This window comes from Kitasatospora sp. NPDC057738 (genome assembly GCF_042798815.1).
In the GTDB taxonomy this organism is placed as follows: Bacteria; Actinomycetota; Actinomycetes; order Streptomycetales; family Streptomycetaceae; genus Kitasatospora; species Kitasatospora lactacystinica.
Window position 1 is genome coordinate 21,987 of sequence record NZ_JBHVJT010000041.1, and the last position, 24,798, is coordinate 46,784.

The 24,798-nt window shown below is 72.3% G+C and carries 24 protein-coding genes; 9 read left to right on the plus strand and 15 right to left on the minus strand.

The features are described from left to right. Nucleotides 1–110 precede the first annotated feature (110 nt). Nucleotides 111–866 (plus strand): alpha/beta hydrolase, encoded by a 756-nt coding sequence (locus tag ACFVGO_RS22265; RefSeq protein WP_359902844.1) that lies wholly within the window; start codon nt 111–113, stop codon nt 864–866. A gap of 132 nt (nt 867–998) precedes the next feature. Continuing rightward, nucleotides 999–1,793, plus strand: a complete 795-nt coding sequence (locus tag ACFVGO_RS22270) for a hypothetical protein (protein ID WP_380633571.1) — start codon at nt 999–1,001, stop codon at nt 1,791–1,793. A 62-nt stretch (nt 1,794–1,855) separates the two neighbouring features. On the opposite strand, the gene mqnP is transcribed toward ACFVGO_RS22270, so the two are convergent. Together mqnP and ACFVGO_RS22280 are read right to left on the minus strand one after the other, a co-directional pair. Next, complete coding sequence (mqnP, locus tag ACFVGO_RS22275) at nt 1,856–2,752, minus strand: menaquinone biosynthesis prenyltransferase MqnP (RefSeq protein ID WP_359902838.1); 897 nt, start codon at nt 2,750–2,752, stop codon at nt 1,856–1,858. Then, nucleotides 2,749–4,206: a menaquinone biosynthesis decarboxylase gene (locus ACFVGO_RS22280; RefSeq protein ID WP_359902835.1), complete on the minus strand. Its 1,458-nt coding sequence runs from the start codon at nt 4,204–4,206 to the stop codon at nt 2,749–2,751. The genes mqnP and ACFVGO_RS22280 overlap by 4 nt, the downstream gene beginning before the upstream one ends. A 92-nt stretch (nt 4,207–4,298) precedes the next feature. Between ACFVGO_RS22280 and ACFVGO_RS22285 the strand changes: the two genes are divergently transcribed. From ACFVGO_RS22285 to ACFVGO_RS22300, 4 genes are all read left to right on the plus strand, one after another. Then, the gene (locus ACFVGO_RS22285; protein ID WP_380351296.1) at nt 4,299–4,721 is read left to right on the plus strand and encodes a PLD nuclease N-terminal domain-containing protein; all 423 of its coding nucleotides are present in this window, start codon (nt 4,299–4,301) and stop codon (nt 4,719–4,721) included. Nucleotides 4,722–5,173: 452 nt separating this feature from the next. After that, nucleotides 5,174–6,775 (plus strand): acyl-CoA carboxylase subunit beta, encoded by a 1,602-nt coding sequence (locus tag ACFVGO_RS22290; protein ID WP_359902830.1) that lies wholly within the window; start codon nt 5,174–5,176, stop codon nt 6,773–6,775. Nucleotides 6,776–6,879: 104 nt separating this feature from the next. Continuing rightward, complete coding sequence (locus tag ACFVGO_RS22295) at nt 6,880–7,089, plus strand: acyl-CoA carboxylase epsilon subunit (protein ID WP_359902827.1); 210 nt, start codon at nt 6,880–6,882, stop codon at nt 7,087–7,089. 221 nt (nt 7,090–7,310) lie between these two features. Continuing rightward, nucleotides 7,311–7,922, plus strand: a complete 612-nt coding sequence (locus ACFVGO_RS22300) for a ScbR family autoregulator-binding transcription factor (RefSeq protein ID WP_359902825.1) — start codon at nt 7,311–7,313, stop codon at nt 7,920–7,922. Nucleotides 7,923–8,002: 80 nt separating this feature from the next. On the opposite strand, the gene ACFVGO_RS22305 is transcribed toward ACFVGO_RS22300, so the two are convergent. Further along, entirely contained in the window at nt 8,003–8,647 is a 645-nt protein-coding gene (locus ACFVGO_RS22305; RefSeq protein ID WP_359902822.1) for a ScbR family autoregulator-binding transcription factor, read from the minus strand. A gap of 349 nt (nt 8,648–8,996) precedes the next feature. Between ACFVGO_RS22305 and ACFVGO_RS22310 the strand changes: the two genes are divergently transcribed. After that, on the plus strand, nt 8,997–10,118 hold the full coding sequence (locus tag ACFVGO_RS22310; RefSeq protein WP_359902819.1) for a ScbA/BarX family gamma-butyrolactone biosynthesis protein: 1,122 nt from the start codon (nt 8,997–8,999) through the stop codon (nt 10,116–10,118). Between the two features lie 63 nt (nt 10,119–10,181). Here the strand turns inward: ACFVGO_RS22310 and ACFVGO_RS22315 are convergent, their stop codons facing one another. The 7 genes from ACFVGO_RS22315 to hemL all read right to left on the minus strand — a co-directional run bounded on the left by ACFVGO_RS22315 (nt 10,182) and on the right by hemL (nt 17,248). Next, nucleotides 10,182–10,568: a hypothetical protein gene (locus ACFVGO_RS22315; protein WP_359902817.1), complete on the minus strand. Its 387-nt coding sequence runs from the start codon at nt 10,566–10,568 to the stop codon at nt 10,182–10,184. 138 nt (nt 10,569–10,706) lie between these two features. Further along, nucleotides 10,707–11,834, minus strand: coding sequence for a c-type cytochrome biogenesis protein CcsB (gene ccsB / locus ACFVGO_RS22320; protein WP_359902814.1), 1,128 nt, complete (start codon nt 11,832–11,834; stop codon nt 10,707–10,709). A gap of 3 nt (nt 11,835–11,837) precedes the next feature. Further along, a complete protein-coding gene (locus ACFVGO_RS22325) occupies nt 11,838–13,643 on the minus strand; it encodes a cytochrome c biogenesis protein ResB (protein ID WP_380633605.1) in 1,806 nt (601 codons plus the stop codon). Beyond that, nucleotides 13,640–14,410: a cytochrome c biogenesis protein CcdA gene (locus ACFVGO_RS22330; RefSeq protein WP_359902907.1), complete on the minus strand. Its 771-nt coding sequence runs from the start codon at nt 14,408–14,410 to the stop codon at nt 13,640–13,642. The genes ACFVGO_RS22325 and ACFVGO_RS22330 overlap by 4 nt, the downstream gene beginning before the upstream one ends. Before the next feature lie 2 nt (nt 14,411–14,412). After that, nucleotides 14,413–15,030: a TlpA disulfide reductase family protein gene (locus ACFVGO_RS22335; RefSeq protein WP_359902808.1), complete on the minus strand. Its 618-nt coding sequence runs from the start codon at nt 15,028–15,030 to the stop codon at nt 14,413–14,415. 164 nt (nt 15,031–15,194) lie between these two features. Continuing rightward, nucleotides 15,195–15,845, minus strand: a complete 651-nt coding sequence (locus tag ACFVGO_RS22340; RefSeq protein WP_359902904.1) for a histidine phosphatase family protein — start codon at nt 15,843–15,845, stop codon at nt 15,195–15,197. A 74-nt stretch (nt 15,846–15,919) separates the two neighbouring features. Continuing rightward, entirely contained in the window at nt 15,920–17,248 is a 1,329-nt protein-coding gene (gene hemL, locus ACFVGO_RS22345; protein ID WP_380351288.1) for a glutamate-1-semialdehyde 2,1-aminomutase, read from the minus strand. A 439-nt stretch (nt 17,249–17,687) separates the two neighbouring features. On the opposite strand from hemL, the gene ACFVGO_RS22350 reads away from it, so the two are divergent. Next, nucleotides 17,688–18,170 carry a hypothetical protein gene (locus ACFVGO_RS22350; RefSeq protein ID WP_078589103.1) on the plus strand — a complete coding sequence of 161 codons (483 nt, stop codon included), beginning with the start codon at nt 17,688–17,690 and terminating at the stop codon, nt 18,168–18,170. 58 nt (nt 18,171–18,228) lie between these two features. Here the strand turns inward: ACFVGO_RS22350 and ACFVGO_RS22355 are convergent, their stop codons facing one another. The 5 genes from ACFVGO_RS22355 to ACFVGO_RS22375 form a co-directional block, all read right to left on the minus strand. Then, entirely contained in the window at nt 18,229–19,677 is a 1,449-nt protein-coding gene (locus tag ACFVGO_RS22355) for a DHA2 family efflux MFS transporter permease subunit (protein WP_380633577.1), read from the minus strand. 93 nt (nt 19,678–19,770) lie between these two features. Next, on the minus strand, nt 19,771–20,262 hold the full coding sequence (locus ACFVGO_RS22360; RefSeq protein ID WP_359902797.1) for a MarR family winged helix-turn-helix transcriptional regulator: 492 nt from the start codon (nt 20,260–20,262) through the stop codon (nt 19,771–19,773). Between the two features lie 63 nt (nt 20,263–20,325). Beyond that, nucleotides 20,326–21,615 (minus strand): glycosyltransferase family 39 protein, encoded by a 1,290-nt coding sequence (locus ACFVGO_RS22365; protein WP_359902794.1) that lies wholly within the window; start codon nt 21,613–21,615, stop codon nt 20,326–20,328. 198 nt (nt 21,616–21,813) lie between these two features. Next, the gene (locus ACFVGO_RS22370; RefSeq protein ID WP_380351284.1) at nt 21,814–23,487 is read right to left on the minus strand and encodes an RICIN domain-containing protein; all 1,674 of its coding nucleotides are present in this window, start codon (nt 23,485–23,487) and stop codon (nt 21,814–21,816) included. Nucleotides 23,488–23,730: 243 nt separating this feature from the next. Then, nucleotides 23,731–23,970 (minus strand): chaplin, encoded by a 240-nt coding sequence (locus tag ACFVGO_RS22375; protein WP_359902789.1) that lies wholly within the window; start codon nt 23,968–23,970, stop codon nt 23,731–23,733. A 496-nt stretch (nt 23,971–24,466) separates the two neighbouring features. Here ACFVGO_RS22375 and ACFVGO_RS22380 point away from each other — a divergent pair, with 496 nt between their 5' ends. Beyond that, a complete protein-coding gene (locus ACFVGO_RS22380; RefSeq protein WP_359902786.1) occupies nt 24,467–24,709 on the plus strand; it encodes a chaplin in 243 nt (80 codons plus the stop codon). Nucleotides 24,710–24,798: the final 89 nt, after the last annotated feature.

The window sequence follows — 24,798 nt, forward strand, 5'->3', positions numbered from 1 at the left end:
CCCACGGTGCGGGGCGCCGCCCGGCACCAGGGCCTCTCGGCGAGCGGCGGCCGCCCGTCCCCCGCGCACCGTCCGTTCGGACGGGCGGTTCGCGGGGAACGACCGTTGGCATGACGATCCCTCACCGCTCGACCGGCACCGGCGACCACCACGTCCTGGTCCTGCACGACTGGTTCGGCACCAGCGAGGGCTGGGGCCCGTTCCTCGACTACCTCGACGGCGACGCCTTCAGCTACGCCTTCCTCGACTACCGCGGCTACGGGCGGCGCAAGGACGTCCCCGGCGCGTACACCCTCGCCGAGATCGCCTCCGACGCGCTCGCCCTGGCCGACCAGCTCGGCTGGGACCGCTTCTCGCTGGTGGGCCACTCGATGGGCGGCAAGGCGGCCCAGCAGGTGCTCGCCGAGGCGCCGCTGCGGGTGCGCAAGCTGGTCGGCCTGGCCCCGGTGCCGGCCGGGGCGTACCCCCTGGACGAAGCGGGCGAGGCGCTGTTCTACGGCGCCGCCGAGGACCGGGAGAAGCGCTTCGCCATCCTGGACCTGGTCACCGGACAGCGGGCCGGCCGGGTCTGGCTCGACCGCATGGTCGACCAGTCCCTGCGGCTGTCCACCCCGGAGGCCTTCGGCGGCTACGTCCGCGACTGGGCGACGGCCGACCTCCAGCGCCGGATCGACGGCAACCCGGTGCCGGTCAAGGTGATCGTCGGCGAGCACGACCTCGCCCTCACCGCCGAGGTGATGCGCGGCACCTTCCTCTCCCACTACCCCAACGCCGAGCTGGAGGAGCTCGGCGGCAGCGGGCACTACCCGATGTACGAGGCCCCGGTGGCCCTGGCGGTGTCGCTGGAGGGCTTCCTGCACAACTGAGCCCGGCCCGGCGCACCGGGCCGGCGCGCACCCGGGTGGACGCGCCGGGTGGACGCGCCGGGTAGACGCTGACGCATGGACCCTAGACCCGCACGCATTGGGCGTCTCATCCTTCTCGCTTACGTTCGATGCATGACAGATGAGCGAGTTGACGGCACGTCCCGGGTCCTGGTGATCGGCGTCTCCGGGGCGGTCGGACGGCACGTCGGGCTGCAGCTCGCGGCCTCCGGAGTACGGGTGCGGACAGTGCCCCCGCGGGACCTGCTCGCCCCGGTGTCGCTGGAGGCGGCGGTGCGGGGCGCCGGGGCCGTCCTGCTGGGGTGGCCGTTCCCGACGGCGGACGGGGCCACGGAGGCGGTCGGCGTGCTGGCCCGGGAGGTCGGGCGGGTGGTGCTCCTGTCGCCGGCCGGTCCCGGCCGGCCGGCGGGCGGGGTCGAGGCACTGCTCACCGGCAGCGGGGTACGGCACACGGTGCTGCGGGCGCACGGCTTCGCCGCCGCGCTGCAGTGGGCGGAGGAGATCAGGGCCGGGGGCGTGGTGCGGGGCTACGGCGGCGCGGCCGGGCTGAACCCGGTGGACGAGCGGGACATCGCGGCGGTCGCCGTCCGCACCCTGGTCGAGGACGGCCACGACGGGGCCCGGTACGTCCTCACCGGCCCGGAGTCACCCACCCAGGCGGAGCAGGTGGAGATCATCGGCGCTGCCGCGGGCCGCCCGGCCACCTGGCAGGAGGTCCCCCGCGAGACCGCCCGCCGCCGGCTGTCCGCCACCGGCCGGGCCCCCGCCGCCGTCGACGGCGCCCTGGACCTCGTGCACGCCCGCCTCTCCGCCCCCGAACCGGCCACCACCACGGTCCGGGACGTCACCGGCCACCCCGCCCGCAGCTTCCACGCCTGGGCGACGGACCACGCCGCCCTGTTCCGCTGAACCGGCCCGCCCGGCCCGGCGGTTCAGTAACGCCGGTACGCGTCGCGGCGGTTGCCCGGGTGTCAGATCCCGAGGCCGCGGACGGCCAGGTCCACCAGGGCGAAGAAGAACAGCGAGATCCCCACGAAGCTGTTGGTCTGGAAGAACGCCCGGTTGAGCTTGGACAGGTCGTTCGGCTTCACGATGGTGTGCTCGTAGACGAACGCGCCCGCGACGACCACGAGACCGAGCCAGAAGGCCACGCCGGCGTCCGTCAGGAACCCGAACCAGCCCAGCAGGAGGGTGGTCAGGAGGTGGCACACCCGCGCGCCGCGGATGGCCGCCGGGACGCCGTAGCGCGCGGGCACCGAGCGGACCCCGTTCTCGCGGTCGGACTCGACGTCCTGGCAGGCGTAGATCAGGTCGAAGCCGCCGATCCAGATGCCGACCGCCACGCCGAGGACGACCGCGTCCCAGGACCAGCTGCCCGTCACCGCCAGCCAGGCGCCGACCGGCCCCATCGCCTGGGCCAGGCCGAGGATCGCCTGCGGGAAGTTCGTGAACCGCTTGCCGTACGGGTAGACCACCATCGGCACCACGGCGATCGGCGCGAGCGCCAGGCAGAGCGGGTTGAGCATCGCGGCCGCGCCGAGGAAGACCACCAGCGCGACGGCCGAGCCGACGTACGCGGTCTTCAACGACACCGCGCCGGTGACGAGTTCGCGCGTGGCGGTGCGCGGGTTCCGGGCGTCGATCTCGCGGTCGATGATCCGGTTCGCCGCCATGGCGAAGGTCCGCAGCCCGACCATGCAGACCGTGACGACGAACAGTTCGCCCCAGTGCACCCGCCCGTCGGCGAGGAACATGGCCGTCAGCGCGGCGATGTACGCGAACGGGAGCGCGAAGACCGAGTGCTCGAACGCCACCAGGCGCAGGAACGCCTTGGTGCGCCCGGGGGTCTCGGCGGCGGCCGTGCTCACAGTCCGTACTCCTTCCAGCGGCGCGACACCAGCTCGGCCGTGGCCGGGTCCGAGGAGACCATCTCCGGCCAGCCGCCGTCGCGGGTGTAGCCCTCCTCGGGCAGCTTGCGGGTCGCGTCGATGCCGGCCTTGCCGCCCCAGAACTGCTGGTACGAGGCGTGGTCCAGGTGGTCGACCGGGCCTTCGACCACGGTGAGGTCGCGGCTGTAGTCGACGTTGCCGAAGGCCCGCCAGGCGACTTCCTGGTAGTCGTGCACGTCGCAGTCGGAGTCCACCACGATGATCAGCTTGGTCAGCGACATCATGTGCGCGCCCCAGATCGCGTGCATCGTCTTCTGGGCGTGCTTGGGGTACTTCTTGTCGATCGAGACGATCACGCAGTTGTGGAAGCCGCCGGCCTCGGGCAGGTCGTAGTCGACGATGTCCGGGATGATGATCTTCAGCAGCGGCAGGAAGAACCGCTCGGTGAACTTGCCCAGCGGGCCGTCCTCCGTCGGCGGGCGGCCGACCACGATGGACTGGAGGATCGGACGGCGGCGCATCGTCACGCAGTCGATCTTCAGCGCCGGGAACGGCTCCTGCGGGGTGTAGAAGCCGGTGTGGTCGCCGAACGGGCCCTCGGGCAGCATCTCGCCGGGCTCCAGCCAGCCCTCCACGACCACCTCGGCGTCGGCCGGGACCTGGAGCGGCACCGTCTTGCAGTCGACCATCCGGACCCGCTCCCCGGCGATGAAGCCCGCGAAGAGGTACTCGTCGATGTCCCCGGGCAGCGGCGCGGTGGCCGCGTAGGTGACGGCCGGCGGGCAGCCGAAGGCGATCGCGACCGGGAGGCGCTCGCCCCGCTTGGCCGCCACCGCGTAGTGGTTGCGGCTGTCCTTGTGGATCTGCCAGTGCATGCCGATGGTGCGGCGGTCGTGCCGCTGGAGCCGGTAGAGGCCCAGGTTGCGGATGCCGCTGTCCGGGTCCTTGGTGTGGGTCAGGCCCAGGTTGAAGAAGGACCCGCCGTCCAGCGGCCAGGTGAACAGGGCGGGCAGCGCGTCCAGGTCGACGTCGTCGCCGGTGAGCACGACCTCCTGCACCGGGGCGTCACCGGACTTCACGTGCCGGGGCGGGACGTGCGCCATCGAGGCGAGCTTGCCGAAGGCGTCCCGGAAGCCGGTGAAGCCCTGCGGCAGCTCGGGCTTGAGCAGGCCGGCGATCTTCTCGGAGATGTCGTCCGGGCCCTTGAGGCCGAGCGCCTTGGCCAGCCGCCGCTCGGTGCCGAAGACGTTCATCGCCAGCGGCATCGACGAGCCCTTGACGTTCTCGAAGAGCAGGGCCGGGCCCTTGGCCTTCTGCACCCGGTCGACGATCTCGCCGATCTCCAGGTGCGGGTCCACCTCCGCCTTGATGCGCTTGAGGTCGCCCTCGCGGTCGAGGGCCCGGAGAAACGAGCGGAGATCGTCGTATGCCATGCCTGTCAGTATCCGCCACCCGATAGCCTGGCCCGGTCAAGGGCCCCTGGAAGGCGCCCGCCGCTGTCGTCGCCCGGGGGGAGATCCCAGCCGTGCCGAGGATTCTTCTGACCATCGTCCTTCCGCTCGCGCTCTGGGTCTGGGCGTTCGTGGACTGCCTGACCACGCCCGAGGACGAGGTGAAGCACCTGCCCAAGGTGGTCTGGGTGCTGATCGTGCTGCTCTTCCCGCCGCTGGGCCCGATCGCCTGGCTGATCGCCGGCAAGCAGCGCGGCTTCCTGCGGACCGCGCCCGCCGGGGCCGGGCCGGGCTACCCGGCAGACGACCGCCCGGGCCGTCCCGCCCCGCGCGGCGGGCGCCCGCTGGCTCCGGACGACGACCCCGAGTTCCTCGCCTCGTTGAAGAAGAGCAACAAGGACCACGAGGACATGCTCAAGCAGTGGGAGGCCGACCTGCGCCGCCGCGAGCGCGAGCTGCGCGACGGCGACGAGCCCGAGGACGGCCGCAAGGGCTGATCGGCGCAGGTCCGCCCGCTCGCTCGGACAGCCCACCCCCACCGCGCGGGGTGGGCTGCGGCATTTTTGGCGCTTCCCTACGACTGCGCAACCCCTAACCCGGATGGCGCCCCCCTGCCCGCCGGGCTTGAGCGGACCTTGAGCGGGGCCCAAGAGGGCCCGCCTACATTACTGGAAGACGGCCCTGACCTGCGCCTTTCTTCATGCTCAGATCATCGGACCATCATCTGTCCGACAACCCCCGGTATCCAACCGAACACCGAGCGCTCAGCGACCGAACCGACAGCTTCTGTACAGGCCTGACAGCTAAACGAACCCGACCTTGTACGGAATCGACGCCGAAACCAGCGCGCGGCCCCTCGTACAGTCATAAGTGAAGAAAGTGATTCGCAGCCGGGGGCACAGCAGACGTTGGCTGTCGGACAGTTCCCTCACCCTTGGAGTGGTTCGAGATGACGGTTGTGCATGAGGCGCCGGTCGACGGCGAGGTCCCCGAGGTCCCGGCCGACGCCCGCGGGCGGGTCGCCGAGCTGCACGAGCTGCGCGAGAAGGTCCGCCGCGGCCCCAGCGACAAGGCCACCGAGGCCCAGCACGCCAAGGGCAAGCTGACCGCTCGCGAGCGCATCGAGCTGCTGCTGGACGAGGGCTCCTTCCAGGAGGTCGAGCCGCTGCGCCGGCACCGCGCCCAGGGCTTCGGCCTGGAGGCCAAGAAGCCGCACACCGACGGCGTGATCGTCGGCTGGGGCACCGTGCACGGGCGCACCGTCTTCACCTACGCGCACGACTTCCGGATCTTCGGCGGCGCGCTGGGCGAGGCCCACGCGCAGAAGATCCACAAGATCATGGACATGGCCATCGCGGCCGGCGCCCCGCTGGTCTCGCTGAACGACGGCGCCGGCGCCCGCATCCAGGAGGGCGTCACCGCCCTGGCCGGCTACGGCGGCATCTTCCAGCGCAACACCAAGGCCTCCGGCGTCATCCCGCAGATCTCGGTGATGCTCGGCCCGTGCGCCGGCGGCGCCGCGTACTCCCCCGCGCTGACCGACTTCGTCTTCATGGTCCGCGAGACCTCGCAGATGTTCATCACCGGCCCGGACGTGGTCCAGGCGGTGACCGGCGAGAAGATCACCCAGAACGGCCTCGGCGGTGCGGACGTGCACGCCGGCGTCTCCGGTGTCGCCCACTTCATCTACGACGACGAGCAGTCCTGCATCGAGGAGGTCCGCTACCTCCTGTCGCTGCTGCCGCAGAACAACCGCGAGATGCCGCCGTCCGTGATGAGCGAGGACCCGGTCGAGCGGCGCAACGACAGCCTGCTGGACCTGGTGCCCGCCGACGGCAACCGCCCGTACGACATGCGCAAGGTCATCGAGGAGATCGTCGACCACGGCGAGTACCTGGAGGTCCACGAGCGCTGGGCCACCAACGTGCTCTGCGTGCTCGCCCGGATCGACGGCCACGTCGTCGGCATCATCGCCAACCAGCCGCAGTCGCTGGCCGGCGTGCTGGACATCAACGCGAGCGAGAAGGCCGCCCGCTTCGTCCAGATGTGCGACGCCTTCAACATCCCGCTGGTCACCCTGCTCGACGTCCCCGGCTTCCTGCCCGGCGTCGACCAGGAGCACGGCGGCATCATCCGGCACGGCGCCAAGCTGCTGTACGCGTACTGCAACGCCACCGTGCCGCGCATCTCGCTGATCCTGCGCAAGGCCTACGGCGGCGCCTACATCGTCATGGACTCCCGCTCCATCGGCGCCGACCTGTCCTACGCCTGGCCCACCAACGAGATCGCCGTCATGGGCGCCGAGGGCGCGGCCAACGTCATCTTCCGGCGCGAGATCAACGCCGCCGAGGACCCGGACGCCATGCGCGCCCAGAAGATCAAGGAATACAAGAACGAGCTGATGCACCCGTACTACGCGGCCGAGCGCGGCCTCGTGGACGACGTCATCGACCCGGCAGAGACCCGCCAGGTGATCTCTTCCGCCCTGGCCATGCTCCGCACCAAGCACGCCGACCTGCCCAGCCGCAAGCACGGCAACCCGCCGATGTAGCGGCGCGCTCCGCCGCGCGTGCGCACCGCACGCGCCCCGCAGCAACCGCCCGTACGCACCGGGCACCCACCTCAGACCGCAGCAACCGGGGGAGAAACCAGGACATGACCGCTTCCGCCGAACCCCTCGTCCGCATCGTCCGCGGCAGTCTCACCGACGAGGAACTCGCCGCCCTGACCGCCGTCCTCGCCGCGCGCGCCGCCGCCGCGCAGCAGGCCGCCGCCGCCGCGCCGATCGAGCCGATCGCCAACTGGCAGCGCCTGGAGCGCCGCCCGGCGTACTACTCGCCGTTCAGCTGGCAGCAGGCCGCCTGACGGCCCGCGGCCCGAGCCGACGGCCGGTCACCCCGCCCGGGTGACCGGCCGTCCGGCATTGCCCCGGGGCCGCGCCGGATCGGCCTCCGCCCGCTCGCCCGGGGCCGGAAGGGCCCGCGGAGGGCTCGGTAGGATGCCTACTGGACGGTATGCGTCCGCCGCCCCGTCCGCCCCCATAGGATCGGCCGCTGCCGAGACCAGAACACTCCAGGGAGGCTGCGATGGCCAGGCAGGCCCGCGCACTGGCGACCCGCCAGGCGGTACTCGTCGCCGCGGCCGAGGTGTTCGACGAGCGGGGCTACGCCGCCGCCACGATGTCCGAGATCCTGGACCGGGCCGGCGTCACCAAGGGCGCGCTGTACTTCCACTTCCGCTCCAAGGAGGAGCTGGCGCTCGCCGTCATCGAGGGACAGGGCGTCTTCATCTCCGGCTGGACACCGGCCTCGGACAGCCCGGTGCAGAACCTGATCGACCTCGGCTACGCCTTCGCCCGCGCGCTCCAGACCGACCCGCTGGTGCGCGGCAGCATCCGGCTGACGATCGAGCACGGCAGCTTCACCCAGCCGCAGCTCGCGGCCTACCAGGGCTGGATGGACACGGTCCGCGAACTGCTGGAGCACGCCCGGGAGGCCGGCGACCTCCACCCGGGCGTCGACCTGACCGCGGCCGCCGGGGTGATCACCGGGGCCGTCACCGGCATCCAGCTGAGCTCCCAGGTGCTGGCCGACCGGCAGGACCTGGTCCAGCGGCTGTCCGACCTCTGGACGCTGCTGCTGCCCGGCCTGGTCCAGCCGCACGCGCTCGCCCGGCTGAGCGTCGCCGAGCGCGCCTGAGCCGCCGGGCACGACCGCGCGCGACCGGGCGCGACCGGGCGCGACCGGGCCGCCGGGGCCGGGCGGCCACGGCGGCCGGCTCAGACCCGGTAGCCCACCCGCCGCTCCGCCGCCACCAGGGCCGGCAGCGCCGCCGTCCAGAGCCTGCTCACGGCCTCCGGCCCGGGCCGGCCGGTCTCCTCGCCCGCGAGCAGCACCAAGCCGGCCGCCACCGCGGTGAGCAGTTCGGCGGCGGCCCGCCGGTCCACCCCGGGGCTCAGCTCGCCGGCCTCGGCGGCGCGGTCCAGCAGCCGGTGGACGACGGCGGTGAGGCTGCGCCAGGCGACGTCGGGGGCCACCGGAACGGGCCGGCCCTCCGGCCCCTCCTGGGCACCGTCCCGGCGCGGCCCCGGCCGGCCGAGCCGGACACCGGCCCGCACCACCACGTCCTCACGCAGCATCCGGGCCAGCTCGTGCGTGAAGTCGATCAGGCCCTGGAGCGCCGGACCGTCGGCCCGCAGCGCGCGCAGCGCGGCCGAGCCGACCTCCCGCCCGGAGGCGCAGCGCACCCCGTCGGCGAGGGCCTGCTTGGACACGAAGTGGAAGTAGAGGGCCCCCTTGCTCACCCCGGCCCGCCGGCTGATGTCGACCAGGCTGGCGGCCTCGAAGCCCACGCGCGCGAAGGTCTCCGCGGCGGCGAGCAGTACGGCCTGCCGGGTCCGCCCAGCCCGTTCCTGCTTGACCACTGGCCCCCTCCGGACTCGGCCGGGCGCGATCCCCGCCCCACCCGGCTGCTGTCGGCGCGGCCCCTGCGGAGGCGGCGCTCGCATGCGGACGGCACCCTCCGAAACCGCATGGTTGGTATCTAATCTAGCGCCTGCTTCGCCCCCGCCGTCCAGCGGGGACGGACCCCCATCGATGGTCCGGGACCCCCTCAACGGGCATTCCCCCAGCCCACGGGGCAGGTAGCGTGATCGGGCCGGAGAATGCGACCCGGGCACCCCCAGTCGCAAAACACAAACCGGGTGGTATGTATGTTTTGCTCGGACGGCCGTGGCGGCCGCTCCGACCGACACCCTGAAGCGGGGGCCCGTCATGCCATCGATCGTAGAGCCGGACCCGCACGGCCCGAACGCCCGCCCCGGCCCGGGCGGCGGTGGCGGCTTCGACTTCCACGACGGCCCCGCGACCGGCTACGACTTCCACGACCGGACCGTCTCCCGGCACCTGGTGCACCGCGCCTCGGTGTCCGAGGTGTTCCTCACCGGCTGGCAGGCCACCGGCCCGTACGACTTCCTGCTCGGCGCCCAGTGGCCCCGGCTGCACGGCTTCTACCGGCTGCCCGGGGACCGCTACCACGACCCGGTGCTGCTCGCCGAAACGATCCGGCAGACCGGACTGCTGATCGGCCACGCCGGGTTCGGGGTGCCGCGCGGCCACCACTTCGTGATGGAGGACCTCTCCTACGCGCTCCACGAACCCGGACTGCCGGGCCTGGCCGTCACCGCCGGCCCCGCCTCGCTGATGCTGACCGTCGGCTGCGAGGACGTCCGGATGCGGCACGGCGAACTGGTCTCCCTGCGGGTCCGCGTCGACGTCACCCGGGACGGCCGGCCGATCGGCCGCGGCAGCGGCCGGCTGCGGGTGCTCTCCCCCGCCTCGTACGCCCGGCTGCGCGGGCCCGCGCGGCGCACCGCCCCGCCGCTCCTGCCGGCGCCCGCCGCGCCGGAGCTGGTCGGCCGCGCGCAGCCCGCCGACGTGGTGCTCGGCCCGACCCTGGCCCCGGACACCTGGCTGCTGCGGGCCGACGCCACCCACCCGGTGCTGTTCGACCACGAGCTGGACCACGTGCCCGGCATGCTGGTGCTGGAGGCCGCCCGGCAGGCCGCCCAGCGGCTGCGCCACCCCGAACCGGTGGTGCCGGTCGAGCTGGTGACCTCCTTCGACCGCTACATCGAGCTGGACCGGCCCTGCTTCGTCCGGGCGGTCCCCGAACCGACCGCCGGGCCGACCGCCGGGCCGGTCGCGGCGGACGGCCGGCTGGCGGTACGGGTCCAGCTGCTCCAGGACGGCCGGCCGGCGGCCGAGTGCCTGCTGCTCACCGCACCCCTGGACGGGCCGGCCGAGGGCCCGAGGGTGCCGGCCCGGCGGGAGGCCTACGAGGGCCGCCCCGCCGCGCCGGGCCTCGGCGGCACCCGGCTGCCGCTGGCGAGCTGATCCCCCGACGGACGGCTGGTCCCCAAACGGGCGACTCGACCCCGTCGGGGGGGCTCGTGCCCGTCAGGCGGCCACCAGTGCGGCCGGCCGGCCCGCGTGCATCACGCTGAGATTGGTCGCCAGCCGGACCGGGTCCTGGGCCAGCCACAGCCGCAGCGCCGCGCCCAGGGCGGCACTGGCCGACTCGACCCGGACGTCGGTGATCTGCGCGATCCGGGCCGCGCCCGGCACCAGCAGGTCGGCCAGCGCGGTCGGCAGCCAGACCGTCAGGGCGCACGGCGCGGGCATGGCCAGCGCCCCCAGCAGCCGGTAGGCGTCCCCCGGCGCGCTGAGCGTGGGGATGATGTCCAGCAGCGCGTCGGACACCACCTCGGACACGTCGCTCCGGTGTCCCTGGGCGAGCCTGCGGAGCAGCATCCGCTCGGCGGCGGTGATTCGGACGGTCAGCATGACCTCGTCGCACTCCATTGCGCGATTTCCTCCTCAATTCCCTCTCGCACCGACCGGCGGCCGGCACGCACTACCCCTGCACATCGGCCCGGCTACCTGTGGGAGAGAGCCGGGCCGGTGGGTCATCGTGTGCCCCGGTCAGATCCCCGCGTAGGAGTGCTTTCCGGTGACGAAGATGTTCACGCCGTAGTAGTTGAAGAGCCAGCAGGCGAACGCCGCCAGCGCCAGGTAGGCGGCCTTGCGACCCTTCCAGCCGGCCGTCGCGCGGGCGTGCAGGTAGCAGGCGTAGGCGACCCAGGTGATGAACGACCAGGTCTCCTTCGGGTCCCACTCCCAGTACTTGCCCCAGGCCGCCTCGGCCCAGATCGCGCCCGCGATGATGGTGAAGGTCCACAGCGGGAAGACCAGGGCGTTGATCCGGTAGGACAGCTTGTCGAAGGTCGACGCGGCGGGCAGCCGGCGCCAGATCGAGGCCGAAGTGCCCAGCGGACCGGTGGTCAGGCCGGCCGCCATGCGCTTGTCGAAGGAGTCCTTGCCGAGGTACAGCAGCGTCGCGATGAACGCCGCGTAGAACGCGCCGCCGCAGAAGATCGCGGTGGACACGTGGATCGCCAGCCACGGCGAGTGCAGCGCCGGGACGAGCTGCTCCGAGTCGGTGTACAGCACCGTGGTGGCGATGCCGAGGGTCAGCAGCCCCGCGAGGACGACCGGCAGGCCGAGCCAGCGGACGTTCTTCTTCGCGGCCAGCAGCACCAGGTACGCCGCCGTCATGGCGAAGGCGAAGGCGCAGGAGAACTCGTACATGTTGCCCCACGGCCAGCGCGAGACCGAGAGGCCGCGGGCGACGATCCCGCCCGCGTGCAGCGCCGCGCCGAGCACGGTGAGCGAGACGGCGATCCGGCCGGCCAGGTCGGCCCGCTCGTTGGTGCCGGCCGCGCCCGGGCCGTCCTCCTCCTCGACGCCGCGCCCGCTGGTGACCACCGTCGCGCCCTCGCCCGCGACCGCGGTGCGGGTGAGCGTGGTGGTGCCGCCGCCGGCCCCCGCCACGGTGACGGTGACCTTCCTGGCCTTCTTCTCGGCCGTGGCGACGCTCTCGCCGAGGGTGCCGGCCTGGACCTTCGAGCGGACGGCGACGGCGCCCTTGCTGCCGAAGGTCCACTCGATCATGTGGGCGAACATGGCGAGCGTGTAGACCACCATCGCCGAATAGATCAGCTTGTTGGAGAGGTCGGCCAGCTGTGGGTCGACCGCCGAGGCGAGTTGCACCGTCTACTCCTTGGAGTTCTGGTCGGCAGGGACTGCGGGGGCTGAGGCCTCGGCCTCGGGGTCGTGGGGTGTCGCGTCGGACGCGGTGTCGGCTTCCCCGGCACCGTCCCCGGCGTCGTCCTCGGAGGCCGGGGCGTCGTCCTCGGAGGCCGGGGCGTCGTCCTCGGAGGCCGGGGCGTCGTCCTGGAGGTCGACCGCGAGCTCCGCCAGCTCCTCGGCGATCTTCGCCGACTCGCTGCGGGCCAGGCCGGCCAGCTCGACCTGGGTGCCGCCGCCCGGCAGGGCGACCGCCCGCACCCAGATCCGGCGGCGCTGGATGAACAGCGAGCCGATCAGACCGAGGATCGCCAGCACGCCGCCGACCAGGGCGATCTCGTTGCCCGGGCGGTGCGTGATGTTGAAGCTCGCCCACTGCTTGTAGCCGTCGAAAGTGATGGAGCCGTAGCCGTCGGGGAGGTTCCAGCCCTCACCCGGCTTGAGCCTGGCCTTGGCCGGCTGGCCGTCCTGGGTCAGCTGGGTGAGCTTGCGGGTGTTGAGCTGGTAGACGTTCTGCGGCAGGCCGGAGTCGGTGCCCAGGTCGCCCGCGAAGGCGTTCAGCACCAGTTCGGGGGCGGCGTCACCGGGGAACAGCGAGACCGGGCCGGTGCCCTCGAAGCTCAGCGGGGCGGTCGGCAGGAAGAACCCGGAGAAGCCCATCTGGGTCTTGTTGCCGTCGGGACCCACGCCGTAGTCGGAGGCCTTCACCACGCCGGTGGAGGTCAGGTTGCCGTCCTGCGGCAGGAACGGGACGGCGCCCTGGTAGACGACGTCGCCCTTGCCGTTCTTGAGGGTGATCATCGGGGCGTAGCCGTGGCCGATCAGGTAGACCTTGCTGCCGCCGACCTCCAGCGGGTGGTTCACCTCGATCGTCGACTTCTTCAGCGCGGACGGGTCGCCGCCCTCGGAGTACTGGACGTGCGCGGTGAACTGCCGGGCGGCGCCGATCTGGTCGCCCTTCTCCTGGAACTTCGAGGTGAAGCCGTCCAGCTTCAGGTAGAAGGGGTCGAGGTCCTGGCTGCCGTAGAACCGGGTGCCGGTGAAGTCGTCGAGCTGGGTGATGGTGTTGGAGTAGGCCTCGCCCTCGATCATCAGCTTGCCGCCGGTGCCGGCGGCCAGGCTGGACCAGGCGAAGCCGCCGAGCAGCGCGAACAGCGACAGGTGGAACAGCAGGTTGCCGACCTCGCGCAGGTAGCCCTTCTCGGCCGCGACCGCGCCGCCGGACAGGTGGGCGCGGAAGCCGCGCTTGCGCAGCAGCCGGTGCGCGGCGGCGTTCACCCGGTCGGCGTCCGCCTCGGTGCGCCAGACCGCGTGCACCGGCATCCGGGTCAGGTTGCGCGGCGCGGCCGGCGGCCGGGAGCGCAGCACGCCGACGAACTGCCAGGTGCGCGGGACGATGCAGCCGGCCAGCGAGACGAACAGCAGGATGTAGATCGCGGAGAACCAGACCGAGCTGTAGACGTCGAACAGCTGGAGCTTCTCGTAGATCGGCGCGACCGTGGTGTGCTGCGCCTTCCAGGTCTGCACCTTGAACTGGTTCTGCCCGTTCTGCGGGATCAGCGAGCCGGGGATGGCGGCCAGCGACAGCAGGAACAGCAGGATCAGGGCGACCCGCATCGAGGTCAGCTGGCGCCACATCCAGCGGGCCCAGCCGAACGGCCCTATGCCGGTCGGGCCTTCGGACTCGACCGGGGCGGTGCTGAGCCGCTCGGCGGCACTGTCGTCCGGCACCGGCGGCTGCTCGGTCTCGGTCGTGGTGTTGCTCACGGTCAGATTCCGATCTGGAAGTCGGCGGTCCAGGACTGCAGCTGGCTCATCATCGAGTCCCAGATCCCGGTGACGAGCAGCAGACCGACCGCGACGAGCATGCCGCCGCCGATCCTCATGACGAGCGGGTAGTGCCGCTTGACCCAGCCGAAGGCGCCCAGCGCCCGGCGGAAGGCCACCGCGGCCAGGATGAACGGTACGCCGAGGCCCAGGCAGTAGAAGGTGGTCAGCAGCGCGCCACGCTGGGCGTCGGCCTGGTTGAGGGCCAGGTTCTGCACGGCGGTCAGGGTCGGGCCCATGCACGGGGTCCAGCCGACGCCGAACACCACCCCGAGCATCGGGGCGCCCAGCAGGCCGACCGCCGGGCGGCGGTGGGAGCGGACCTCGCGCATGCTCAGCCCGGGCACCAGGCCCATGAACGCCAGGCCCATCACCACGGTGAGCGAGCCCAGCACGATGCTGATGATCCGCTTGTAGTCCTGGAGCTCCTGGCCGAAGTAGCCGAACAGGGCGCCGGTGGAGACGAACACCGCGGTGAAGCCGAGGATGAACAGCACCACGCCGAGCAGCATCCGGCCGCGCCGCGAACCGCGGGCGTCCGCGAGGTCGGCGGCGGAGAAGCCGGTCACGTACGACAGGTAGCCGGGGACCAGCGGCAGCACGCACGGCGAGAAGAACGACGCCAGCCCCGCCACCAGCGCGACCGGGGCGGCGGCCAGCAGCGCGCCGCTCTGGACGGTCGAGGTGGCGTCGGCGAGGTGCAGGGGCGGCAGACTCACTGCTTCTGCTCCGCCACCACCGGCTGGAGGATCGACTCCAGCGCGTCCTCGGTGGTGCCGCCGACGGCGCGGGCGGCCAGCTTGCCGTCCCGGTCGACGATCAGGGTGGTCGGGATGGACTGCGGGTTGAGGCTGCCCTTGGGGAACTTGAGCAGCTGGGTGCCGGCCGGGTCGAAGAGGCTCGGGTAGGTGACGCCCTGCTCCTGCTCGAAGCGGACGGCGTTCTGCTTCTCGGTGTCCCGGGTGTTGATGCCGAGGAACTGGACGCCCTGGTCCTTGTACTTCTCCGAGACGTTCTGGAGGCTCTTGGCCTCGGCCCGGCACGGGCCGCACCAGGAGCCCCAGACGTTCAGCACGACGACCTTGCCCCGGTAGTCGGAGAGCTTGGCCGCGGTGCCCTCCAGCGTCTCGCCGGAGATGTCCGGCGCGTCCCCGCGCTTGCCGGCCTCCGCCTTCGACAGGTTGGTGCCCTTGACCGTGACGAAGCCGACCTGGCCCTCGCCGCCGCCCGACGAGCCCGAGGAGGAGCAGCCGGTGAGGGCGAGCGCAGCGGCGGCGACGGTGGCGGCGGCTGCTGCGGCGACACGGGGACGGGGGCGCGTCATGGCAGACATGTGAAAAGTTTCGCATGGAGTTCCGGGCCGGTTCGCCGGGGTCCTGCCTTGCGCGTCGCACCCCCTCTGACCTGCGACGAAATCGGGTCACCCGGCATCTGCCAGGTGACCCGAAGTCATACTTACACGCCGCTTACGGAGGCGGGGCGGCGAAGGTGCGGAGGCTAGGCGCCGAAGCTCTTGCCCACCGGCTTGTCTCCCTTGCGGCCCTTGCCCACCAGGTGCGCGGGCAGCAGGTCGCGGGCCGGCTCGCGGTAGCCGACCGAGACGATCCGGTCGCCCTCGAAGGTGAAGCTGGTCAGCGAGGCCAGCGAGCACTGCCGGTTGCGCGGGTCGTGCCAGAGCCGGCGGCGCTCCACGAAGGAGCGCAGGGTCCAGATCGGCAGCTGGTGGCTGACGCAGACCGCCTCGTGCCCGCGCGCGGCGTCCCGGGCGGCGCCGAGCGCGCCCATCATCCGCACCGCCTGGTCGAGGTACGGCTCGCCCCACGAGGGCTTGAACGGGTTGGTGAGGTACTTCCAGTAGCCCGGGTTCCGCAGCGACCCGTCGCCGACCCCGAAGGTCTTGCCCTCGAAGACGTTCTCCGCCTCGATCAGCCGCCCGTCCGCCGCGACGTCCAGGCCGTGCGCCTCGGCGATCGGCGCGGCGGTCTCCTGGGCCCGCTCCAGCGGGGAGGCCACCACGTGGGTGATGTCCCGGCCGGCCAGGTCCTCGGCGACCCGCTCGGCCATCTTCCGGCCCAGCTCGGACAGGTGGTAGTCCGGCAGGCGCCCGTACAGGACGCCCTCCGGGTTGTGCACCTCGCCGTGCCGCATCACGTGGACGACGGTGATCTCTTTGGCGCTCACTTCTCGACTACTCCTGGGAATCGGGTTCGGGCCGCGACGGGTCAGGCCGTGGCGGCGGCAGCGGCGCGCGCGGCGGCCGGCAGGGCGGCGGCGATCCGCTCGATCGCCCGCTCGTCGTGGGCCGCCGAGACGAACCAGGACTCGAAGGCGGACGGCGGCAGGTAGACGCCCGCGGCCAGCATCGCGTGGAAGAAGGCGGTGAAACGGTACGCCTCCTGGGTCCTGGCCTCGTCGTAGTCGGTGACCGGGGCCTCGGTGAAGAACACCGAGAACATGTTCCCGGCGGTCTGCAGCCGGTGGGCCACGCCCTCCTTGGCGAGCGCGTCGGTGACCAGGCCGGAGACCTCGGCGGCGACCTTGTCCACCGTGGCGTACACCTCGTCGGTGCAGCCGCGCAGCTGGGCCAGGCCGGCCGCGGTGGCGATCGGGTTCCCGGACAGGGTGCCCGCCTGGTAGACCGGGCCGGCCGGGGCCAGGTGCGCCATCACGTCGGCGCGGCCGCCGAAGGCCGCGGCCGGGAAGCCGCCGCCCATGACCTTGCCGAAGGTCAGCAGGTCCGGCGCCCAGCCCTCGTTCGCCGCCTCCAGGCCGTACCACCCGGCCTTGGAGACGCGGAAGCCGGTCATCACCTCGTCGGAGATGAACAGCGCGCCGTTCTCCCGGCAGAGCCGGGCCAGGCCGCCGTTGAAGCCGGGCAGCGGCGGGACGACGCCCATGTTGCCGGGCGAGGCCTCGGTGATCACGCAGGCGATCTCGCCCGGGTGGGCGGCGAAGGCCTGCTCGACGGCGGCCAGGTCGTTGTACGGCAGCACGATGGTGTCGCCGGCCTGGGCGCCGGTGACGCCCGGGGTGTCCGGCAGGCCGAAGGTGGCCACGCCGGAACCGGCGGCGGCCAGCAGCGCGTCCACGTGACCGTGGTAGCAGCCGGCGAACTTGACCACCTTCGCCCGGCCGGTGAAGCCGCGGGCCAGCCGGATCGCGGACATGGTGGCCTCGGTGCCGGAGGAGACCAGGCGGACCTGCTCGACCGGGGCGACCCGGCCGACGATCTCCTCGGCCAGCTCGACCTCGCCCTGGCCGGGGGTGCCGAAGGAGGTGCCCTTGGAGACGGCCTGCTGGACGGCGTCGATCACCGCGGGGTGCGCGTGGCCGAGGATCATCGGACCCCACGAGCACACCAGGTCGACGTACTCGCGGCCGTCGGCGTCGGTCAGGTAGGGGCCGGTGCCGGACACCATGAAGCGCGGCGTGCCGCCGACCGCGCGGAAGGCGCGCACCGGGGAGTTGACGCCGCCGGGCGTCACCACGGAGGCGCGGTCGAACAGCGACTGGGACTGGGGGGCTTCGTAGGGGTAGCTCACAAAAGACATGGTCTCAAATCGTGTCCTCACGCTCTGCATGTCCGACCCGATCATCTGGAACGATGATCCGGGCACCGTTGTCTGTACGGTTGTCCGTACAGCAGGGGCCGCTGACTGCACCGGACCGGGGACCAGTCAGACTGTGTACACAGAGTGCACGGGCGTTCCGGTTTGTGTGCAGGGGTGTGGAGAGGACTGCCGCGTACCACGAGTGGGTACGGCGGCGCATGACGGGTAAGGAGCACGTCCGGTGGGCGCCGGATGTGCGGGGGTCTGTCGATTCCGGCGAATTCCGGTGAGGATGGTCCGAGTGTCCGAGGCGCAGGACGGCTACGACGAGGCTGCGGGGGGCTCCCGCAGGCCCGCCGAAACCGCACGCGGGGGTACGGGAGCGGGTACGGGTCGTGGTCGTCGCGGCGGTGAGAGGCGGGGTGAGGGACGCGTGGGGGTGACCTACAAGTACTTCGGGGCCCCGGACCGCGCGACCGCCGCCAGAGTCCCCACCGCCCTCGGCCCGGGCGGACTCGGCCTGGACGCCGGCGAGCTCGGCTCGCTGGGACGGCTCGGCGACCTGATGGAGACCAGCGGCTCCCCCACCGGCCACCTCTCCACCAAGATCAAGCCGGAGACGATGAGCGCCATGGTGCTCACCGGCATCCAGGGCGTGCCGCTGCACCAGGTGCCGCCGCTGGAACTGGTCGTGCTGCACCCCGACTACGCCGTCGTCCAGCTGCCCCACAACGTCGTCGAGCCGTTGCGCAAGGCCGACGAGACGGAGCTCGGCGCCGCCGCCTTCATCTGGTCCACCGTGCCGGACCGGCGCGGACCGCGGGACGCGTTCGTGATCTACAGCATGCTGCACGAGTGGCAGGACTTCGCCAACCGGCTGCACGAGGCCGGGCACCAGCTGTACTGCCTGGTCTGGCCGTGACGCCCGGCCCCGGCGCGCCGTTCGAACGCGGGCCGGGGCGGGGCGGGTTGGCGGACCGTCAGTTCTGACGCCCGGTCGGCCGCAGGACGGTGGCGGCGAGCAGCAGGGCCACCGCGAGCAGCCCGGCGGCGACCGCGAAGGCGAGGCGGAAGCCGCCGGCCAGGGCGTCCGCGGCGGGGTGTCCGGCCGCGGCCAGGGCGGCGGTGCGGCCGCTCGCGAGGGTGCCGAGGACGGCGACCCCGAGCGCGCCGCCGACCTGCTGGGTGGTGTTGAACAGGCCGGAGGCGGTGCCCGCGTCCTGCGGTCCGGCGCCCGACATGCCGAGGACCGCGAGCGTGGACAGCACCAGGCCGCCGCCCGCGATCAGCAGCATGGTCGGCAGCAGGTGGACGACGTAGTCGGCGTCGGCGGGCAGCCGGACCAGCAGTGCGAGCGCGGCGAGCAGCATGGCGAGCCCCGCGAGCAGCACGGCGCGCTCGCCGAACCGGGCGCTCAGCCGGGCCGAGAGCAGCAGCGACACCGCGCCGATGGCGGCCGCCGCCGGCAGCATCGCCAGGCCGGTGGCGGCGGCGCCGTAGCCGAGGACCTGCTGCAGGTAGAGCGCGACCATGATCTGGAAGCCGAACATCCCGGAGATGGTCAGCACCTGCACGGCGTTGGCGCCGGAGACGTTGCGCGAGCGGAACATCCGCAGCGGGAGCAGGGGTTGGGCGGCCCGGGCCTGCCGGAGCAGGAAGCCGGCCAGCAGCGCGAGCGCGAGCGCGCCGAGGCCCAGGGTGCGGGCCGAGGTCCAGCCGTGCTGGCCGGTGCCGACGATGGTGTAGATGCCGAGCATCAGGGCGGCGGTGATCAGCACGGCGCCGAGCACGTCGGCGCCGGCCCGCAGGCCGGGGCCGCGGTCGGACTCCAGCAGCCGCAGGGAGAGCAGGACGGCGGCCAGGCCGAGCGGCAGGTTGATCAGGAAGATCCAGTGCCAGTTGAGGGCCTGGGTGAGCACCCCGCCGAGGACCTGGCCGATCGAGGCGCCGGCCGCGCCGACGAAGCTGAACGCGCCGATCGCCCGGCCGCGCTCGGCCGGCTCGGGGAAGAGCGTGACGATCATGCCGAGGCTGACGGCGGAGGCCATCGCGCCGCCGACGCCCTGGAGGAAGCGGGCGGCGATCAGCGCCTGCTGCCCGGTGGCGACGGCGCAGAGCAGCGAGGCGGCGGTGAAGAGGGTGAGCCCGGCGACGAACATCCGCCTGCGGCCGATCAGGTCGCCGAGCCGGCCGGCCAGCAGGAGCAGGCCGCCGAAGGCGATCAGGTAGGCGTTGACCGTCCAGGTGAGTCCGGCGGGCGAGAAGTGCAGGTCGCCCTGGATCGCGGGCAGCGCCACGGTGACGATCGAGCCGTCCAGGACGATCATCAGCATTCCCGCGCAGAGCACCGCGAGCGCGAGGGTGCGGGAGCGGGCGGTGGCGGGGGCTGCGGAGGCCGGCGTGGGCGCGGCCGGGGCGTGCGTGGTCATGGCGGTTCTCCCGGTTCGTCGAGTACCGGGTAGGACGCTATCAGATCGTTTTGTTCGGGACTATCTATCTCGGGAGCAGCTTGGGTCGGGGCGTCAGCCCCGGGAGCGGCGGGCACGGCGGACGGTGCGCTCGACCTCGACCGGTTCCGCGAGGTGGCCCTCCACCAGGCGGGTCAGGGCCGAGACGAACACCTCGCGCTCCGGCTGCGGCAGCGCCTCCAGCAGCTCGCGGTGCACCCGGTCGGCGATCGCGGTGCCCTGCACCACGGCCCGCTCGCCCGCCTCGGTGACCGAGACGATCCGGGCCCGCCGGTCGGTCGCGGACGGGCGGCGCTCGGCCAGGCCCGCCTTCTCCAGCTCGTCGACGGTGACCACCATGGTCGTCTTGTCCAGGTCCGCCAGCTCGGCCAGCTGGATCTGGGTGCGTTCGGACTCCTGCGCGTGGAACAGCACGCAGTAGGCGCGCGGGGTGATCCCGAGCTCGGTGAAGGCGGCCGCCATCCGGGTGGCCAGCACGTGGCTCGCGTGGTCCATCAGCCCGGAGATGTCGCGGATCTGGCGCACGGGCGGCGGGGTCGTCGTCATACGTCCGAGGTTAGCAACGGCCCGTCTGCTCCCGGATGATCCCGTAGCCAACCAACGCCGGGTCTACGGGATGCCCAACTCGAACAGCGCATAGCCCCCGTACCAGCCCGCCGCGAGGACGGGCATCGCCAGCAGCCAGGCCAGCGAGGAGAGCCGCACCCGGCGCAGCGCCACCGCCAGGCCGATGCAGAGCGGGAAGGCGGGCAGCAGGTAGCGCGAGATGTTGCCGAAGATCTGGTTGGTGCTCAGCGCGGTGAAGATGGTGAGCCCGGTGTAGACCCACAGCACCAGCGGCGGCCGGGTGCGCCACAGCAGCAGCACCAGCCCGGGCAGCGCGATCAGCAGGCCGATCGCGATCAGGTCCGGGACGGGATTGGCCTGCCAGTAGGTCCAGTGGCCGGTGATCACGTCCCTGATCGTGCGCAGGGTGGAGGAGCCGCCGTCGAAGTAGCGGTTCCAGGCGCCCTGCTGGAGCTTGAAGTAGCCGCCCCAGTCGCCCATCTTCCAGCCGACCCAGGCGACGTAGCCGAGCAGGCCCCAGGGCGTGATCAGCATCGCGGTCAGCGGACGGGCCACCCCGTCGGTGCGGCGGACCAGCGCGACCAGCGCGGCGATCGAGACGGCGGCGATCAGCACGGCGGCGGTGGGCCGGTTGAGGCCCGCCACCAGCGTCAGCACACCGGCCGCGAGCCAGCGGCGGGTCATCACGCAGTAGCAGGCCCAGGCGGACAGCGCGACGAACAGCGAGTCCGAGTAGACCGCCCACTCCACGCCGGAGCCCGGGAACAGGCCCCAGAGCACCGCCGCGATCACGCCCGCCCGGAAGCCGCCGAGCCGCTCGGCGATCGCGAAGATCCCGGCCGCCGCGACCAGCGAGGCCAGCACCGAGACGACGATCCCGGAGCCGTACGGGCCGAGCCCGGTGACCGCGCCGACCAGCCGCATCAGCCAGGGGTAGAGCGGGAAGAAGGCGGCCGAGTTCTCGTAGTAGGTCGCCAGCGGGAAGCCGTGCAGCGGGATCAGCTGCGGGTTGTACCCGTTCTCGGCGATCCGCTGGTACCAGACGCCGTCCCAGGTGCCCAGCACGTCCCAGGGCTTGGCAGCGCCCCCGCGGCCCGGCTGCTTGGTCAGGTAGTCGCCGGTGTGCGAGAGCAGCAGCATGAAGACGGTCACGCCGATGGCCTTGACCACCGCGTACGCGCCCAGTGCGGGCCCGAAGCGGTCCACCAGCGCCCCGAACCGGCCGGGCTCCCGGCCGGTCCGTTCCTCGGGGGTCTCCGCCGACTCCGCTGCGGGCGCCGCGGGCGCTCCGGACTGGGTGCTGGACGACTCAGTGCTCGATGCCGTGCTCATCTGGTCTGGGTACTCCCCGCCCCGCTCGTGGTCCGCGCGGCTCCGGCGCAACGATTTTCCCGTGAGCCTACGGCACGCCCCCGAACCGAGGCCCCCTGGTGCCCCCGGAGCCCTGTCCGGCGCCGTGCCACCCGTGCCGAAGACCAGGCCGTCGCCGCCCGGTCGGGGGCGGCGACGGCCTGGGCGCGTGCGGGTGGATCAGCCGTGGACGTAGACGATGCCGAGCTTGGTGAGCTGCCAGAGCTGGTTGGCGGCGCCGGTGTCGGTGGCGAGTTCGACGTACGGGTTGCCCTTGGCGTCGAGGGTGCTGCCGGCGGCCAGGACCTTGCTGCGGTCCTGGGAGTCGGCGATCTTGTAGCGGCCGTCGCCGGCCGGCGTGAACACCCAGTGCTGGTTGCCGCCGCCGTTGCAGCCCCACTGCTGGATCCGGGTGCCGGGGGCGGTGGAGCCGGCGTTGGCGTCCAGGCACATGTTCCGGTTGCCGCTGAAGTCGAGCTCGTAGCTGCCGCCCGCCTTGGCCTCCAGGACGAAGGACTGGTTGAGCCCGCCGGTGGCCGGATAGGTGATCGCGGGCCGCCCGTTGGTGGAGTCGCCGTAGCTGCCGCCGCCGGTGAGGTCGAGCGCGTTGCCGCTGGCGGCGTTGGTCAGCTGGTACCAGGCGCCGTCCTCGGGGACGTCCCCGAACGGCTGTCCGGGCGTGAGCGGCTGGATCGAGGTGGTGTTCTGCTGGTTGAGCGTGCAGTACGCCTGCGCCAGCTCGGTCCGGGCGTAGAACTGGCCGAGGCAGACGCCCTCGCCGCGGTAGCCGGCCACCCGCAGGTGGTACGACTGGCGGATCATGTTCATGCACAGCCCGGGGATGCCGATCTGCGAGTCGCAGCCGTTGCGCGCCCACTCGGAGAGGTTGATGACGTCCCCGTTGGAGTACTCGTACGGGGAGGACGTCCACTCCGCGCAGACCTCGTGCCCGAAGGCGACCCGCCGCTGGTCCAGGTACCGGACGCCGGGCACCTGCTCGACCGCGCCGCGCAGCGCGTCACTGAGTGTCGGCACCACCCAGTTGTGGCCCCAGGCGAGGTCCTCGGGGAAGGCCGGGCAGCCGTCGGCGATCTTGCCGAGGTAGTCGTTGCGCCGGATGTCCGGGGTGATCGGGTTGAAGTACGACTGGTAGACCAGCTGGTACGAGGAGTCGGCGTAGCCGGCCCTGCGCATGGTCTGACGGATGTTCTGGAGCGCGGCGACCACCTTGGGCTGGACGCCCTTGGCGCGCCGGCGGATCTCGTCGCTGCCGATGGTGTCCCGGCAGCCCTGGTCCTTGGGGATCGGGAAGTACTGCGCCAGGCAGTGCATCATGATCCCGCTGAAGTCGAAGTCGTCGTTGGCGCCGATGGTGACGACGACCATCCTGACGTCGTACTTGGCCGCCGTGTCCGCCAGTTTGACGTCCTGCTTGGGCTCGCCGAAGTCGCCGCTGCCGGGGCCGGTGACCTTGGCCAGTTCCGGGTCGCTGACCAGGTCGCCGGTCTGGGCGCCGGAGCAGGCCAGGTCGATCGGGGTGACCCCGGGGATGTCGGTGACGAAGATCTCCGACTTGGGGTGGCGGTGGCAGTAGTTGGTGGGGCTGTCCGTCTCCGGGAAGTAGCCGTCGTTGGTGTCGGTGCCGGCGCCCTCCCCGGAGATGGCGCTGTCGCCGAGGGCGACGATCGCGGCCGGACGGGTGGCCGCGGGCGCGGCCGGGGCGGGGTCGGCCAGGGCGGCGGGGGCGCCGGTCAGGCCGAGGGTGGCGAGGAGGGCTCCGGTGGCGAGCAGTGCGGCGCACCGGGACGCACCCGTACGCGTTCGCCGTGCCGCCGGCAGGGGTGACCTGATCACACGCGACTCCTTGCGGGGGTGGGGGACCGCCCTGGCGGGGAGCCGAGCGGTGCGGAGCAAGAGAGGAGCAGGAAAGGTGAGCAGGTCTCGCATTCTAGGTACTGACAAGTAACGCAACAAGACTCGTGACACCGCCGGGAACCGACGGATCGACACGCTCCCGGCACAACGAAGAGCCGCCGCCCCGCGCCCCAGGAGGGAGGCGCGGAACGGCGGCTCGTACCGGCCGAACCGGGTGCGGGCTCAGCCCACGTTGGCGCACTTGTTGCCGAACGCCGGGTTCAGCAGGCCGATGATGTCGATGGTGTTGCCGCACAGGTTGATCGGCACGTGCACCGGGACCTGGATCTGGTTGCCGGAGACGACACCGGGGGAACCGGCGGCGACGCCCTGGGCGCCGGAGCTGGCCATCGCGGAACCGGCGCCGGTGGCCACGATGCCCACCACGGCCGCGCCGACGGCGGCGGTCTTCTTGATGCTCATACGAGCCTCCTGACTGTTCGACAGATATGCACGGGGAGTGCGACATCTAGAACGAGACCCCACCGGACCGGTTGCGACGGTCCCGGCACTGTCACCCATCCGGCGCAACGGCGCCGCGGACCGGGCATTCGGGTGATCGGAGGGTCGGACCGTTTCCCCCCGCGCGGTGCCTCGTTCTCCCTCACGGAACCCGGTCTCCACCGGCCCCCGCGCGGCGGGCCTCCCAGAACCCGGCGTCCGGCAACCCGTGCCGGAACGCCCGACCGGAATTCCACCTGGTCGCGCCTTTGTCCGAAGCCTTTCCCGGCCGTGCGGGAATCGTTCCGGAAGGCACCGCGACCCGGCAGTCACGGCCACGCCCGAGCCATGGGCGGAACACGCCGATATGCGCCGACCGAGTGACAATCACGGCAATCCCTGAAGCCTTCGGGTGAGTATTCGCGCTCGCCCGACTCCCGACATTCCCATTCCGTCGGGCAGAAATCGGAGGAATGACATGCGCAACTTCAAGAAGGCCGCCGTCCTGTCCCTGGCCGCCAGCGGCCTGGTGCTCGGTGCCGCCGGCGGTGCGGTCGCCAGCTCGGGCGCCGAGGGCGTCGCCGCCGGTTCCCCCGGCGTGCTCTCCGGCAACCAGATCCAGATCCCGCTGCACATCCCGATCAACCTGTGCGGCAACAGCATCGACATCATCGGCCTGCTGAACCCGGCCTTCGGCAACCAGTGCGCCAACATCGGCTGAACCCGCGGTCGCCGCACCGGCGACAGCCGATTCACCGAGCCCGTGCCGCGCCCCGCAGCGCCGGGGCGCGGCACGCTCCACCCGTGTGT

Excerpts from the sequence above, each read along its gene's own strand:
- ACFVGO_RS22265 (WP_359902844.1), top strand. The coding sequence starts at position 111 with ATGACGATCCCTCACCGCTCGACCGGCACCGGCGACCACCACGTCCTG.
- hemL (WP_380351288.1), bottom strand. The coding sequence starts at position 17,248 with ATGTCTTTTGTGAGCTACCCCTACGAAGCCCCCCAGTCCCAGTCGCTG.
- ACFVGO_RS22355 (WP_380633577.1), bottom strand. The coding sequence starts at position 19,677 with ATGACCACGCACGCCCCGGCCGCGCCCACGCCGGCCTCCGCAGCCCCC.
- ACFVGO_RS22315 (WP_359902817.1), bottom strand. The coding sequence starts at position 10,568 with ATGCTGACCGTCCGAATCACCGCCGCCGAGCGGATGCTGCTCCGCAGG.
- ACFVGO_RS22380 (WP_359902786.1), top strand. The coding sequence starts at position 24,467 with ATGCGCAACTTCAAGAAGGCCGCCGTCCTGTCCCTGGCCGCCAGCGGC.
- ACFVGO_RS22365 (WP_359902794.1), bottom strand. The coding sequence starts at position 21,615 with ATGAGCACGGCATCGAGCACTGAGTCGTCCAGCACCCAGTCCGGAGCG.
- ACFVGO_RS22280 (WP_359902835.1), bottom strand. The coding sequence starts at position 4,206 with ATGGCATACGACGATCTCCGCTCGTTTCTCCGGGCCCTCGACCGCGAG.
- ACFVGO_RS22335 (WP_359902808.1), bottom strand. The coding sequence starts at position 15,030 with ATGTCTGCCATGACGCGCCCCCGTCCCCGTGTCGCCGCAGCAGCCGCC.
- ACFVGO_RS22295 (WP_359902827.1), top strand. The coding sequence starts at position 6,880 with ATGACCGCTTCCGCCGAACCCCTCGTCCGCATCGTCCGCGGCAGTCTC.
- ACFVGO_RS22310 (WP_359902819.1), top strand. The coding sequence starts at position 8,997 with ATGCCATCGATCGTAGAGCCGGACCCGCACGGCCCGAACGCCCGCCCC.
- ACFVGO_RS22340 (WP_359902904.1), bottom strand. The coding sequence starts at position 15,845 with ATGCGGCACGGCGAGGTGCACAACCCGGAGGGCGTCCTGTACGGGCGC.
- ACFVGO_RS22300 (WP_359902825.1), top strand. The coding sequence starts at position 7,311 with ATGGCCAGGCAGGCCCGCGCACTGGCGACCCGCCAGGCGGTACTCGTC.
- ACFVGO_RS22290 (WP_359902830.1), top strand. The coding sequence starts at position 5,174 with ATGACGGTTGTGCATGAGGCGCCGGTCGACGGCGAGGTCCCCGAGGTC.
- ACFVGO_RS22360 (WP_359902797.1), bottom strand. The coding sequence starts at position 20,262 with ATGACGACGACCCCGCCGCCCGTGCGCCAGATCCGCGACATCTCCGGG.
- ACFVGO_RS22270 (WP_380633571.1), top strand. The coding sequence starts at position 999 with ATGACAGATGAGCGAGTTGACGGCACGTCCCGGGTCCTGGTGATCGGC.
- ACFVGO_RS22375 (WP_359902789.1), bottom strand. The coding sequence starts at position 23,970 with ATGAGCATCAAGAAGACCGCCGCCGTCGGCGCGGCCGTGGTGGGCATC.